The sequence below is a fragment of the Dysgonomonas sp. 37-18 genome (genome assembly GCF_001899125.1).
Classification (GTDB): domain Bacteria; phylum Bacteroidota; class Bacteroidia; order Bacteroidales; family Dysgonomonadaceae; genus Dysgonomonas.
The window spans coordinates 173,825-186,998 of the sequence record NZ_MKVC01000030.1 but is presented as its reverse complement, the minus strand read 5'-3'; the positions used below and the strand labels follow the sequence as shown (position 1 = coordinate 186,998).

Annotated in this window: 15 protein-coding genes; 9 read left to right on the top strand and 6 right to left on the bottom strand. The window is 36.1% G+C overall.

Annotated elements, in window-relative coordinates:
* Positions 1 to 17: 17 nt before the first annotated feature.
* The gene (locus BGO84_RS11700; RefSeq protein ID WP_291029389.1) at positions 18 to 611 is read right to left on the bottom strand and encodes a hypothetical protein; all 594 of its coding nucleotides are present in this window, start codon (positions 609 to 611) and stop codon (positions 18 to 20) included.
* Between the two features lie 206 nt (positions 612 to 817).
* On the opposite strand from BGO84_RS11700, the gene menA reads away from it, so the two are divergent.
* From menA to secG, 7 genes are all read left to right on the top strand, one after another.
* Entirely contained in the window at positions 818 to 1,723 is a 906-nt protein-coding gene (gene menA / locus BGO84_RS11695) for a 1,4-dihydroxy-2-naphthoate octaprenyltransferase (protein ID WP_291029387.1), read from the top strand.
* On the top strand, positions 1,723 to 2,223 hold the full coding sequence (locus BGO84_RS11690) for a metallophosphoesterase family protein (RefSeq protein WP_291029385.1): 501 nt from the start codon (positions 1,723 to 1,725) through the stop codon (positions 2,221 to 2,223). The genes menA and BGO84_RS11690 overlap by 1 nt, the downstream gene beginning before the upstream one ends.
* Before the next feature lie 59 nt (positions 2,224 to 2,282).
* Positions 2,283 to 3,119 carry a lysophospholipid acyltransferase family protein gene (locus BGO84_RS11685; protein WP_252637661.1) on the top strand — a complete coding sequence of 279 codons (837 nt, stop codon included), beginning with the start codon at positions 2,283 to 2,285 and terminating at the stop codon, positions 3,117 to 3,119.
* A 127-nt stretch (positions 3,120 to 3,246) separates the two neighbouring features.
* Positions 3,247 to 4,533, top strand: a complete 1,287-nt coding sequence (locus BGO84_RS11680) for a sigma 54-interacting transcriptional regulator (protein WP_291029383.1) — start codon at positions 3,247 to 3,249, stop codon at positions 4,531 to 4,533.
* Positions 4,530 to 5,033 carry an LptE family protein gene (locus BGO84_RS11675; RefSeq protein WP_006842353.1) on the top strand — a complete coding sequence of 168 codons (504 nt, stop codon included), beginning with the start codon at positions 4,530 to 4,532 and terminating at the stop codon, positions 5,031 to 5,033. Before BGO84_RS11680 ends, BGO84_RS11675 begins: the two co-directional genes overlap by 4 nt.
* Positions 5,034 to 5,071: 38 nt before the next feature.
* Positions 5,072 to 5,851, top strand: a complete 780-nt coding sequence (locus BGO84_RS11670; protein ID WP_291029381.1) for a hypothetical protein — start codon at positions 5,072 to 5,074, stop codon at positions 5,849 to 5,851.
* Positions 5,848 to 6,231, top strand: coding sequence for a preprotein translocase subunit SecG (gene secG, locus BGO84_RS11665; protein WP_135103754.1), 384 nt, complete (start codon positions 5,848 to 5,850; stop codon positions 6,229 to 6,231). Before BGO84_RS11670 ends, secG begins: the two co-directional genes overlap by 4 nt.
* 281 nt (positions 6,232 to 6,512) lie before the next feature.
* Here secG and BGO84_RS11660 read toward each other — a convergent pair whose 3' ends face one another.
* From BGO84_RS11660 to BGO84_RS11650, 3 genes are all read right to left on the bottom strand, one after another.
* Complete coding sequence (locus tag BGO84_RS11660; RefSeq protein ID WP_291029379.1) at positions 6,513 to 6,938, bottom strand: DUF5606 domain-containing protein; 426 nt, start codon at positions 6,936 to 6,938, stop codon at positions 6,513 to 6,515.
* 138 nt (positions 6,939 to 7,076) lie between these two features.
* Positions 7,077 to 8,021 carry a bifunctional methionine sulfoxide reductase B/A protein gene (locus BGO84_RS11655; RefSeq protein WP_291029377.1) on the bottom strand — a complete coding sequence of 315 codons (945 nt, stop codon included), beginning with the start codon at positions 8,019 to 8,021 and terminating at the stop codon, positions 7,077 to 7,079.
* Positions 8,018 to 8,356, bottom strand: a complete 339-nt coding sequence (locus tag BGO84_RS11650) for a hypothetical protein (RefSeq protein WP_135103752.1) — start codon at positions 8,354 to 8,356, stop codon at positions 8,018 to 8,020. Before BGO84_RS11650 ends, BGO84_RS11655 begins: the two co-directional genes overlap by 4 nt.
* Before the next feature lie 117 nt (positions 8,357 to 8,473).
* Between BGO84_RS11650 and rmuC the strand changes: the two genes are divergently transcribed.
* Complete coding sequence (rmuC, locus tag BGO84_RS11645) at positions 8,474 to 9,733, top strand: DNA recombination protein RmuC (RefSeq protein WP_291029375.1); 1,260 nt, start codon at positions 8,474 to 8,476, stop codon at positions 9,731 to 9,733.
* A 589-nt stretch (positions 9,734 to 10,322) separates the two neighbouring features.
* Here the strand turns inward: rmuC and BGO84_RS11640 are convergent.
* The gene (locus BGO84_RS11640; protein WP_291029373.1) at positions 10,323 to 10,868 is read right to left on the bottom strand and encodes an RsmD family RNA methyltransferase; all 546 of its coding nucleotides are present in this window, start codon (positions 10,866 to 10,868) and stop codon (positions 10,323 to 10,325) included.
* On the bottom strand, positions 10,865 to 11,674 hold the full coding sequence (locus tag BGO84_RS11635; protein WP_291029371.1) for a DUF3822 family protein: 810 nt from the start codon (positions 11,672 to 11,674) through the stop codon (positions 10,865 to 10,867). The genes BGO84_RS11640 and BGO84_RS11635 overlap by 4 nt, the downstream gene beginning before the upstream one ends.
* Before the next feature lie 83 nt (positions 11,675 to 11,757).
* Here BGO84_RS11635 and BGO84_RS11630 point away from each other — a divergent pair, with 83 nt between their 5' ends.
* Positions 11,758 to 13,170: an AAA family ATPase gene (locus BGO84_RS11630; RefSeq protein WP_291029369.1), complete on the top strand. Its 1,413-nt coding sequence runs from the start codon at positions 11,758 to 11,760 to the stop codon at positions 13,168 to 13,170.
* Positions 13,171 to 13,174 lie beyond the last annotated feature (4 nt).

Genomic DNA, 13,174 nt, shown 5'->3' with positions numbered 1-13,174 from the left:
TATAGTCAAGTACTTTTTTATTTATTGATTTCCTTTTTCAACTTATTAAGCTGCCTTTGGTTTTCAGCAGCTATCTTCCCTTTTCTCCACTGACTCCTTATTTCTTCTGCCTTACGATGCCTTTCCTCATCTATATTATAAATATCGGCTGATGATGTAGCAACATCATCATATTTTACCGTAGATCCTTGTGTAGTGATTATACTGTCACAATTTTTAAATAACTCTCTCTTAACCCATCCTTTATTCTCGGGAAATTGACTGTGTTCAATCTCTATCCAATTATTATCTCTTTTGATAATCTTTACTTTATCTTGTGTTGTCAAGCTATAATAAGTATCTATTTTATAAAAATCCGTTGCTTGCTTGTTTAGTATTTTATTTCCATTTGGGGATGATAATGTATAGACCATTCCTTTTTTAAGGACATAAAGTGTATCTTTGTAACATTCAAACACTTGCTTGCGATTATCATTTTCGAACAAATGTTTATTTACATTGTAAATGTTTCGCTTATAACTATCAACATAAAAATAAATTACGATTAAAGCCACACCCCCAAAGAATAAGGCTGGGGCAATCCATTCTTTATTTTTATTTCTTTTTGTCATAACAATCACTTGCAAAGGCATTAAACAATCAAAGTTGTATTTTTAACAATTTCTACAAAACTATAAATTTTAAACACACAAACTATAAATAATTTAAAATAAAAAACATCAAAATTCATATGTTTATTTAGGTAATATTAGAATTTGACAGGATAATAATATTTTTCTCATCAGACTAAAATACATACCTTTGCACAAATTTAATTATGGCATCTGTAAAATCTTGGGTATCGGCTCTGCGTCCACGCACACTATTCTTGGCGGGAGCTACAGCACTATGTGGCAGCGGGATCGCATATAGCACAGGAAAATTCAGCATATTTGTATTTATTCTGACTATTTTGGTAGCGAATGTATTACAACTGCTATCCAATATGGCAAACGACCTTGGTGATTACCAACAAGGCACAGATATCACAGGCGAAAGAATAGGACCTCAACGAACAGTTCAAAGCGGAGCCATTACTCCCGAAGAGATGGCTAAAGCTATAAAAATAGCTATAGCATGTGCTATTGTGATCGGGATATTGCTTGTTTACGTTGCTCTTCAGTTTATGGCATGGCAATATATTTTACTCTTTCTAGGCTTGGGACTGGGTAGTATTGTCGCTGCAATAAAATATACAGCCGGAAAAAATCCTTATGGATACAAGGGATTGGGAGATATTTTCTCTTTTATCTTTTTTGGACTTGTATCGGTAGTTGGAACATATTTTTTACATATCCACGCCATAGATTTCAAGCCGTGGCTACCTGCTATAGCTTTGGGTTTGCTAACAGCTGCCGTACTCAATCTTAACAATATGCGCGACATAGACAATGATAGAAAATCGGGGAAAATAACAATCCCTGTACGGATAGGAATCAAGAATGCTAAGATATACCACGCCCTATTAATTATAGGAGCGTTCGTTTCCCTTACGGCATATTCTATATTATATAGTACCCACTGGTATCAATATATCTACCTATTAAGTTTTCTTGTATTTTTTAAATTGTTAATTAACATTATCAAAATAAAAGAGAATCGTCTACTCGACCCATACTTGAAATATACTTCGATGGGAACATTTATCCTATCTGTTTGTTTTTGTATTTGTATCAATCTATAATGAAAAAGATAGGATTACTTTCTGACACCCATAACTGGTGGGATGAGAAGTTTGCAAAATATTTTTCCGACTGTGACGAAATATGGCATGCGGGAGATATAGGTTCAATGGAGTTGGCTTTAAAGTTCGAAGCTTTAGGCAAACCCTTTCGGGCAGTGTACGGGAATATCGATGATAGTCGTATACGTGCAGCATACCCCGAAACGTTACGCTTCACGCTCGAAGGTGTAGATGTGTTTATGATTCATATCGGAGGCTCTCCGGGTAGGTATGAACGAAAAGTACAATCAATATTACTTATGAATCCGCCCAAATTATTTATAACCGGGCACTCACATATACTGAAAGTCATATTCGATAAAAAAATAAACGGATTATTCATCAATCCGGGTGCAGCAGGCAAATATGGAATACATAAAGTCAGAACCCTTCTTAAGTTTAACTTGAGTGAAGGCAATATCTCCGACTTGGATATCATCGAACTTCATGACGAATCTTAATTAATACTTGTCTAATATTCTAATTTTAACGAAATTTGCAACAGTAAAAAAACAGCAACATGAAGGAAAAATTACTGAGCTATGATGATGTTCGCAAAATGAGCCCTATTTTGCGTGGTCCATTTGGAAATATACTTATAAAATTTGCTATGTGGCTGACCGGAATGAATAAAGTCAACCGCATCTACGATACTTCGAAGCAATACGAAGGCCCTGAATTTTGCAAACATTTATTACAAGACGTTGGTGTCAATATAGTAGTCGAAAACATAGAAGTGCTTAACCAATACGAAGGAGCTTCGTTTATCACTGTCTCGAACCATGCATACGGTCACATAGATGGTATTGCCGCCATTGCCACAATCGCATCGGTTCGTCCCGACTATAAAATGATGGTAAATTTCATTCTCGGCATGATAGACACAATGTCCCCCAACTTCATTGCGGTTAATCCTTTCCAAAGCGGAAAGATGGCAAGTAAGTCAAGCCTCGAAGGGATAAAACAATCCATCGAACATATCAAAAGCGGACATCCATTGGGATTCTTCCCTGCCGGTGCTGTATCTAAGACAAAAGTAAGAAACTTCAGGATGGAGGTTGAAGACCGTGAATGGCAAGAACCGGTGCTAAAGCTGATAAAAAAGTCTAAAGTACCTGTGATACCAATGTACTTTAGTGGTAAAAATTCTTGGTTCTTTAACTTTCTTGATCTTGTAAATTGGAGACTCCGTTCATTGAGGTTAGGACATGAAGTATATAATAAAAAGGGTAAAACGATATACTTACGATTAGGTGAACCAATATCACCGGAAGAACAGGCAAAACATACAGATATAAAGGAATTCGGAGAGTTTTTGAAGGCTAAAACATACGCTTTAGCTAAATCTACAGATTAAACTCATCACCTTTAGAAATCTTCACTAAAAAAGACTGACAAAACTGAAATTAATATGTAATTTTGTCAGGTTTCGTTAAACTTCACATATAAACTTTTGTTTATTTGTGACTTATCTATCTAATAAAATGGCAAGACCAGATATACAACAGGTAAAACAACGCTTCGGCATCATAGGGAACACACCCGATCTCAACCGGGCTATAGACATAGCGCTTCAGGTAGCACCTACCGATATGTCTGTACTGGTGACAGGAGAGAGCGGAGTGGGTAAAGAAAGTTTTCCGCAGATTATCCATCAGTTCAGCCATCGCAAACATGGAACTTATATTGCGGTCAACTGTGGGTCTATCCCCGAAGGTACTATAGATTCAGAACTTTTCGGACACGAAAAAGGATCCTTTACCGGAGCGACAGGCGAACGAAAAGGGTATTTCGAAGTAGCGAATGGAGGTACACTATTTCTTGACGAAGTGGGAGAATTACCTCTTTCTACACAGGCTCGTTTACTTCGTGTACTCGAGACGGGTGAATTTATAAAAGTAGGATCATCAAAAGTAGAGAAAACAGATGTACGTGTTGTTGCGGCTACAAATCTGGACATGATAACTGCTACACGAAACGGACGTTTTCGTGAAGACTTGTATTATCGCTTAAACACTGTCCCCATTCGGATACCTGCACTAAGAGACAGGAAAGACGACATTCCTCTACTCTTTAGAAAATTTGCAAGCGACTGTGCTGAAAAATATAACATGCCGTCTATTGTTTTAACCGAATCGGCAAAGCAAATGCTCAAAGACTACTATTGGCCGGGGAATATTCGCCAGCTAAAGAACATTACCGAACAGATATCAATTATAGAACAGGCAAGAGAAATAACTCCGGATATACTAAAACTTTATCTTCCGGCAAACGAGGTTGGCTTAATTCCCATCCACACTTCAACGGGACATAATGATCCTAAAAGCTTTAGTAATGAGCGAGAAATACTCTATCAGGTACTTTTTGATATGAAAAAAGACATGAACGAGTTGAAAAAAATTGTTCATGATATTGTTGCCGGAAATCTAAAAGCCTCAGATGCTGTCTCTGCATCCACAATCAGCAAAAGCGATAACACTTTACCCACTATGGTAGTAAGTGCAGCTGACAAAGGAGCAACTACACCTCTTACTATAAAAAATGATCCTCATACTATTACCCCTACCAGAAATGATATTGCTGACGTAGATATAATAGAAGCTCCCGAATATGAAGAAGAAACACTTTCGCTACAGGATGTAGAAAAAGACATGATCATAAAAGCGTTGGATCGTCATAACGGAAAGCGTAAGAATGCGGCTCAAGACCTGAAAATATCGGAACGTACACTATACAGAAAAATAAAAGAATATAATCTGGAAAATTTATGAAAAAAATCGGTCTGTTGATCCTAGTGTCAATCATGATGACAGCTTGTACAATCTCATACAAGTTTAACGGTTCGAACATTAACTATTCCGAAACACCCACTTTAGAGATTCGCGACTTCCAAAACCAGTCGCCTAACGTATATCCTATGTTAGCTCAAATGTTTAACGAGGAGATGAAAGATGTGTTTATACGCGGAACCAAACTACAGTTTACCAGTGTAGCACCGTCAATGGAAATAGAAGGCGAAATTGTACGTTGGGATCTGACACCTCTGGCTGTGCAGGAAAACAATCTGGCATCGCAGACTCGACTTACGATGGCGGTTAAATTCCGATTTAGAAACAATGTGAGACCAGAGGAGGATAAAGAGGAGACAATCTCGGCATATCGAGATTTTGAGAGCAGCAAAATGCTTACCGATGTACAAGATAAACTCGGAGAAGAACTCACAAAGGAAATAGTAGACCAGATATTTAATGCAACCATGTCTAATTGGTAATAAACAATCATCATAAATATTGCTATAAGATCTTAAACATGGATATTCAGAAGCTTAATGAATTTATTATTCAAAAAAATTCTCCTTCCAAATCCGATATCGGAAGTCTGGAGAGAATTGCTTTCGAATACCCTTTTTTTCAAGCTGCCATTTTCATATATCTAAAAGCTGTGTATATACACGAACCTGAAAGATATAAAACAGAACTGGAAAGGCTCAGTATTACAATAGCTGACAGAAGAGCTCTATTCTATTATATATTCAGTGAAGAATATCAACAATTCTTTGCAGAAACAGGTAAAAAAGAAATTGCTGAAGATAAGACGAACATTCTATTAAATGCTTTTTTTGAGTCTCGAGGCGAAACAATCAGCGATGACATGCAACTGGAGTATAGTATATCCCATTCGAGCATAGCCACAACCGATTATTTTTCATACATACAGTATCAGCCTCAGGAAGAAGAGAACAAAAAAGAGAGTAACCTGCAACTCAAGCATCAAGATATTATAGATACCTTCATTACTAAATCGGAAGAAGATGGCATCCACATCCAAATAGAGAAAGAAGATGAGTCGCTCCGAGATCATACTTATGAAATAAAAGACAGCAATGAAGATCAGGATGAATTAAATGAAGACTTGTTTTTCACCGAGACCCTTGCCAAAATATATATAAAGCAGCAGAAGTATGAGAAAGCATACAAAATAATTAAACATTTAAGTTTGAATTATCCAAAAAAAAATATTTACTTTGCAGACCAATTGAGTTTTCTCGAAAAATTGATTATAAATTCAAAATCTAAAGATAAAAAATGATCGCACTTATTACCATATTAATTGTGATAGCAGCTATAGCCTTGGTACTTATAGTTCTTGTTCAAAACTCAAAAGGCGGAGGCCTTTCATCAGGATTTTCATCTTCAAATGCAATCATGGGAGTTCGTAAAACCACAGACTTCTTAGAGAAAGCAACTTGGGGATTGGCTGGTTTCATCATGATAATGAGTATTGTTTGTGTTATGATCAGACCTAAAGGTGGTTTAGGAACAGCAAAACCGGATATAAGCATACCAACTACTCCTGCTACAGGAACACCTGATATGTCTACTACTTTACCTCTTAATCAAGGTCAAGGTGCAGCAAGTACAACTACTCCGGCTCCTACGCAACAGCCGACAACACCTCCTACTGAATAAGGAAAATATAAAAATCATATAATATAAGAAAGCTTATCTGCAATCAGATAAGCTTTTTTTGTATACCTACACATCGGAAATAGAAAGAGGCTTATCTATAAAATATAGGACAATAGTCGCAACTATCTTTGGAAAAATAGAGAGCCCACAAAATAAGAATCCCTCCAAACTTCTCCATTTTCGGGGAGGCCTTTGAAGGGGTTCCTATTATAAAACGTAGACCTTAGAAATACATAATGAATACTTTAGAGGTCTGAAAACATTATCAACTACAGCAAATACTACTCGCTATCTTCCGTATTCTCTTCGCTGCTGTTATCTTCTTGTTCGAAGTCGAAACCGGACTCGATAATTATATTATACCAGTTTATTATTTTCTTGATATCTGTCGGGTAAACACGATCCTTGTCAAACTCCGGTAATACCTCTTCGAAGTATCTCTTTAATTCTTCAGGCTTAGAATTTGCACTGATTGATACTTTAGCCCCATTTTCTTTCTCTTTGATAGAAGCAAGAATGCTTTTTAAAGGCACATCATCAGTTTCTGTGTATATAGAGATATCTCCCAATGATACAACTTTATCACGTGGATGAATAGGAATCTTTTTGTTATCTGCGAGAGACTCTACAATAACCATATTCTTACTGTTCGATACAAGTTTGTAAAGTCCGGGTTTTCCAGAAATAGATAAGATTGTTTTAAGCATAAAAAAAATAATTTAATTAAAATACTTTTCTGATTTTTAGTTAAGCCACAAAAATAATATGAATACATTAAATATAATAATTTAATGTATTCAAATTAACAATATATTTATTAACCTATTAATTAATAGGCAATCCAACTATTCAAATATCTTTTTATATACATGACAATAAGGAGTTGTTCCTTTGTGCTCGTAATATTGCTGATGATAATCTTCAGCTTTCCAGAATGTAGATAAGGGCTTTAGCATTGTTGCAACCTTATATCCCTTTTTTTGTAGAATCGATATATATTTTTCAGCAATATTTTTTTCATTCTCATCGGCATAAAATATACAAGACAGATACTGAGGCCCAATATCCGGACCTTGCCCATTTGTTTGAGTAAAGTCATGCGTTTCGAAAAACAGCTTTACAAGATCTTCATACGATGTTTTCGAAGTATCATATTCCACTTCTGTTGTTTCTAAATGTCCGGTATTTTTCTGACAAACTTGTTCGTAACTAGGATGATCTACATGCCCACCCATAAAGCCTACAGCGGTATGTGCCACACCTTTAGCTTTCATGAAATAATACTCTGTGCCCCAAAAACAACCGGAGGCAAAATAAGCTTTCTTAATCATTTTATTCTCTTGAGGTATAAATTTTAGTGATATCGAGTTTACACAGTGCCTTGTCTCTTTTGCCGTGAAGCCTTCGTTGAGGAATACATGTCCTAGATGAGCACCGCAGTTTGTACATATTATTTCAGTTCGTCTTCCATCGGCATCAGGAACACGTTTTACAGCACCCTTTATTTCATCATCAAAAGAAGGCCATCCACAATGAGAATCAAATTTATCAGATGAATTATACAAAGGGGCGTTGCATCTTCTACACACATACACTCCAGCCCGCTTATTATTCACATACTCTCCTGTATAAGGAGCTTCTGTGCCTTTATGTATTATTACCCTTTCTTCTTCGGGTGTCAGTTTATTGTATTTCATATTACCTTGTTCTATTTTATTTTGACTCTGTACGCATGATACTCCCCCTACGATCACGGTACATAATAAATATATGAATAATCTAAGTTTCATACCGTTTTTTTATAATAATTTTTAAAAGTAAAAGGTCTTCTCTTCTTCAGATATTCAATATTATACATATTGCTATACGCCTCGCGTTCGTACGAAATGTTTACATAAGCATCAAACATATTCCTATATTGTATCAAGCGAACGATCCACTCTATCAAATAACTTATATAAAAGAATATGACGAGCATTTCAGCCATTTGTCGTGTATGTATACACTCATGGTTTATTTCGGCATCAGTCAGCCTACCATAATCCTTACGAGCAATGATTATTCCAAACAGGTTGATTGCTCCGAAGTTCCCCGGAGGAAAATGTTTACTGTATAATATTTTCATTCCTTCATTTACCAGACAAAAATATCTTTGAACAAAGATGTTCACAAGTTTTTTGAGGCAAATTTTGTTAAAGGGAATCTTTTAAATAACTTTCCGTTTCTTTTAAAACAAATCAATATGGAATTAGTTTATGCCGGCGTAATATTGATCCTGGCTACAATTGTTATTTATTTAATCCAAAGAAACAATAGGCAGAGAGAATCTGAACTAAAGGAAGAAGTTGTTCGCTTAACTCGCGATAAGGAGTCTTTACAAATGGCTCAATTAGAGCATGTGAAAGAGATTGCAGAAAATAAAGCTTTACTACAGTCCAGAGAAGAACAATTACGCATTCAACAAGAAGAGCTATTGAATACACGGACTCAGCTAAATAAAGATTTCCAAATATTAGCCACACAGATATTGGAAGAAAAAACCCTTCGCTTCACCGATGTGAACAAGGCGAATATGGAGGCTATACTGAAACCGCTGAACGAAAAACTGGTTGAGTTTAAAGTAAAAGTAGAAGAAACTTACGATAAAGAATCGAAGCAGCGTTTTTCGCTCGAAGAACGTATCAAAGATCTAGTTGCTCTGAATAATCAGATAAGCGAAGATGCTAATAACTTAACGAAAGCGCTGAAAGGCAGCAATAAGATACAGGGTAACTGGGGCGAAATGATTCTGGAATCTATATTAGAAAAATCGGGACTCAAAAAAGGAGAAGAATATTTCACTCAGGAATTTATTACGGACGAAAACGGAACACGCATTCAGAACACGCAAAATAAATATATGCAGCCTGATGTTACAGTTGTTTATCCCGGTGGACGAAAAATTATCATAGATTCCAAAGTATCCCTAAGTGCTTATATAAAGTATGTGGAAGCTGAAATAGATGCAGTAAAAATCTCTGCTGAAAAAGAACATATTACTTCTGTAAGGCAACACATTGATGAACTGAGCCAAAAAGCATATCAAGACTATGTAGAATCTCTCGACTTTGTGATGATGTTTATCCCTAACGAACCGGCTTATATATTAGCGATGCAGCTCGATTCCACTTTGTGGGATTATGCATATCGCAAACGTATCTTATTGATCAGTCCTACAAACTTGGTAGCCTCATTAAAAGTCGTAGCCGACCTGTGGAAACGTGAATACCAAAGCCGCAATGCCATAGAGATAGCCAAACGAGGAGCTGCCTTATACGATAAGTTTGCGGGCTTTGTAGAAACGCTTCAAGATGTAGGAAAAAACATAGAACGTTCTCAGAAAGCATACGATAAAGCTCTTTCTCAATTAAAAGAAGGCAATGGTAATCTCATACGACAGGCAGAAATGCTTAAAGATCTAGGAGTTAAAGCTCAAAAAGAACTACCGGACAGCATTGAATAAGTTAAATAGAGTTAAACGAATAAAGAAAGACAGTGAAACATGTTTTACAACATAAAAATTCACTTATCTTTGTACTGTGTTTTTCATGGTATTAGATTTAAGGTTAACAATGAAGATTGGTTGTCGTGATGACAGCCTTTTCTTTTTTATATAGCATCCGTTCTATAAAGATATAATTTAAACTTCCTTTCTCGTCACTAAATTTTTCATCGAAAATAAATTCAGGGAATAAATCCCCTCAAAAACACACAGACAAACAACACATAAAGAGAACATTACAAAATAAACCATCCCCTATCCTATCAGATTAAGAGGAAACGATATTTACAAATAAAGTCTTTATAAAAAAAATTGAGGTATTGATAGAATCCTTATTATCGGGATAAAATCTGCTAAGTTATTGTTTTATATAACGTTAATTATACGTTATAATATACATTTATTGTAATATAGAAAAAAATGATTAAAAAAAACTATATAATATGTTTTACAACATGAAAAATATACTATCTTTGTACTGTGTTTTTCATGGTATTAGATTTAAGGTTAACAATGAAGATTGGTTGTCGAGATGACAACCTTTTCTTTTTTATATAGAACCATTCCTAAATACGCTGAAATTTACACTTCCATATACTCGTTGATCTTCGAATAAAGGATAATTAGAGAAATTATAATCCTTAGAATGTTCTAGAATAAATATTCCCCCCGGCTTTATCAATTCTTTTTCAAATACAAGCTTAGGCACATCTTCAAAATGCTTTAAATCATAAGGAGGGTCGGCAAAAATAAAATTAAACTGCTCTTTACAATGCGCCAAATAACTGAATACATCCATCTTGGAGAGCATTAGCTCCGATTGTATTTGTAATTCCGCTTTTGTTTTTTCGATGAATGATGCATGAGCAAAGTTTTTCTCTACACATACAACACGTGGACACCCTCGCGAAACCAATTCGAAACTAATACTACCTGTACCTCCAAAAAGGTCTAATGCTGTAGTTTCTTCCCAGTCTATAGAGTTGTTCAGGACGTTGAATATATTTTCTTTTGCAAAGTCTGTTGTAGGACGTGCTTTGAAACTTTTGGGAGGATCAAATCTACGCCCTTTATATTTCCCACTGATAATTCTCATAATGATAATGTTAGTAAGTCTAATGGAGCTTTTTGAGCATCTTCATTCCACAAGAAAATCTCACTTGGAATATTCTGTTGCTCAATGTTTTTTATATATTGTTGCAGAAGTTTCACCAATTGCAGATCGGGATTACCGACTATAAAGAGATAATCATCCAATTGGCTAAATCTGCATTGCTCCCAAAGTTTAAGAATATAATATAGCTGATTTGTTATTTGTTCATTCGTATACGTTAAGCTATGAACCAACTTTGGCCCGGTAAAACAAATAATATCAAGGAAGTTATCGTGAAAGTTTAAATACATTCTCGAAGCATTCCCTGTAAGCTTATTTTTGTCTTCAAAGTAATTGATAAGCAAATTGGTATGATGAAAAAAGTGTGGAGCCCAAAGGCTTCTGGATAGAAAGTCAAAAATATCTTTATTCAAATTAAACAATGTAGTCACATCCTGGTTTTTGATAAAACCCGTAGATAGATGGCTTGCTTTCTCAACATGTGTAAAATTATACAAATGCTCTTTATCCTTAAGATCAAAATATCGGGCAGGAATCAGATCATAGCTTGAAGAAACGAAAATGACATTCGTCTGCTTAAACTCCTGCGTAAGAAAATTAAAATCAAAAATGATACGTTGAATATTTGCCAGAAGGTTATCGCTCATCGAAAAAGATGTTTCACGCAGACAATAATTCTCTTTTGTCTCAGGATCTGAAATAGAGAACATAAAGCTATACGACGTTATTCGTATCGATAACACATATCTATCTGATTGTCCGAGGTCTATACTTTCCGGTAAAAACATATTTTGGTATTTCTATACACAAAGTTAGAAAAAGATATTTTTATCTGCTATTTTTGATCTTCAATTCACCATTTCCTTCCGCTATGATCAATGATTTCTTTCGCAGTAAGATAATAGAGAATTTCCCATTCGAACCCACAAGCCAACAAAATGAAGCCTTGGAGAGGATCGTAAACTTCTTATTTTTGCAAAAAGAAGAGACTCTGTTTTTGTTGCGGGGATATGCAGGAACGGGAAAGTCATCCTTGCTGGGAGCCTTAGTGAAAACAATGACTGAGTTTAAGCAAAAAACAGTATTACTAGCACCTACAGGACGAGCAGCGAAAGTGTTTTCATCCTATGCCAGCCATCCGGCTTTTACCATTCACAAGAAAATATACCGACAACAGAAGTATGCAGGAGACTTCGGAAGCTTTGGACTGATGGATAATCTGCATAAAGACACGCTTTTTATTGTAGATGAAGCTTCTATGATCAGCAATAGTGGAGTGGATGCGTCCTTCTTTGGTACAGGGCATCTGCTCGATGATCTGATTCATTATGTCTATTCAGGCGAAAACTGCCGCTTACTGCTTATTGGCGACTCGGCTCAGCTGCCACCCGTTATGGAAGAAGACAGCCCCGCCCTGCAAACAGCTGTACTCGAAGGTTACGGACTCGATGTTTATGAGGCTATGTTGTCACAGATCGTGCGACAAGCTGAAAGTTCCGGCATCCTTTATAATGCCACCAATATACGTAATCTGTTAAGCAAGGGGGAAACCGGAGCATACCCCAAGCTCCTACTCGATAATTTTAACGATATTGTACGCATTAATGGAGAAGATCTTATCGATGAGATATCCGCATCTTATGATAGGGAAGGGCTAGACAATACGATGATTGTTTCCCGCTCCAATAAGCGATGCAACATCTACAATCAGGGGGTGCGCAACAGGATTCTGTACAGAGAGGAGGAGTTATCGACGGGAGATATGCTGATGATCACCAAAAACAATTATTATTGGACAGAAAATATAGAAGGAATAGATTTCTTAGCGAATGGTGAAATAGTAGAAGTGCTTCGTGTTCGCCGTGAACAAGAATTGTATGGATTCCGCTTTTGTGATGTCTTGGTTAGGAGCCTCGATTATGATATAGAGTTCGAAATCAAGATACTTATGGATACGCTTTACTCTGATGTTTCGGGATTACCTCGTGAGCGTGCAGAAGAATTATTCCTAAATATATTAGAAGATTACTCTGATATATCTACAAAGGCAGGGAAAATGAAAAAGCTTAAAACCGACCCTTTCTATAATGCTGTACAAGTAAAATTTGCCTATGCTGTCACCTGTCATAAGGCACAGGGAGGTGAATGGAGTACCGTTTTTCTTGACTTAGGCTATATTTCGGAAGAACACTTAGGGATAAATTTTTATCGTTGGCTCTACACGGCAATTACCCGAGCCGGGAAGAAACTGTATTTAGTAAATCTTCCCGACGAGTTTGTATAAAATG

Coding starts and splice junctions, on each gene's coding strand:
- BGO84_RS11700 (WP_291029389.1), bottom strand. CDS start 611: ATGACAAAAAGAAATAAAAATAAAGAATGGATTGCCCCAGCCTTATTC.
- menA (WP_291029387.1), top strand. CDS start 818: ATGGCATCTGTAAAATCTTGGGTATCGGCTCTGCGTCCACGCACACTA.
- BGO84_RS11690 (WP_291029385.1), top strand. CDS start 1,723: ATGAAAAAGATAGGATTACTTTCTGACACCCATAACTGGTGGGATGAG.
- BGO84_RS11685 (WP_252637661.1), top strand. CDS start 2,283: ATGAAGGAAAAATTACTGAGCTATGATGATGTTCGCAAAATGAGCCCT.
- BGO84_RS11680 (WP_291029383.1), top strand. CDS start 3,247: ATGGCAAGACCAGATATACAACAGGTAAAACAACGCTTCGGCATCATA.
- BGO84_RS11675 (WP_006842353.1), top strand. CDS start 4,530: ATGAAAAAAATCGGTCTGTTGATCCTAGTGTCAATCATGATGACAGCT.
- BGO84_RS11670 (WP_291029381.1), top strand. CDS start 5,072: ATGGATATTCAGAAGCTTAATGAATTTATTATTCAAAAAAATTCTCCT.
- secG (WP_135103754.1), top strand. CDS start 5,848: ATGATCGCACTTATTACCATATTAATTGTGATAGCAGCTATAGCCTTG.
- BGO84_RS11660 (WP_291029379.1), bottom strand. CDS start 6,938: ATGCTTAAAACAATCTTATCTATTTCTGGAAAACCCGGACTTTACAAA.
- BGO84_RS11655 (WP_291029377.1), bottom strand. CDS start 8,021: ATGAAACTTAGATTATTCATATATTTATTATGTACCGTGATCGTAGGG.
- BGO84_RS11650 (WP_135103752.1), bottom strand. CDS start 8,356: ATGAAAATATTATACAGTAAACATTTTCCTCCGGGGAACTTCGGAGCA.
- rmuC (WP_291029375.1), top strand. CDS start 8,474: ATGGAATTAGTTTATGCCGGCGTAATATTGATCCTGGCTACAATTGTT.
- BGO84_RS11640 (WP_291029373.1), bottom strand. CDS start 10,868: ATGAGAATTATCAGTGGGAAATATAAAGGGCGTAGATTTGATCCTCCC.
- BGO84_RS11635 (WP_291029371.1), bottom strand. CDS start 11,674: ATGTTTTTACCGGAAAGTATAGACCTCGGACAATCAGATAGATATGTG.
- BGO84_RS11630 (WP_291029369.1), top strand. CDS start 11,758: ATGATCAATGATTTCTTTCGCAGTAAGATAATAGAGAATTTCCCATTC.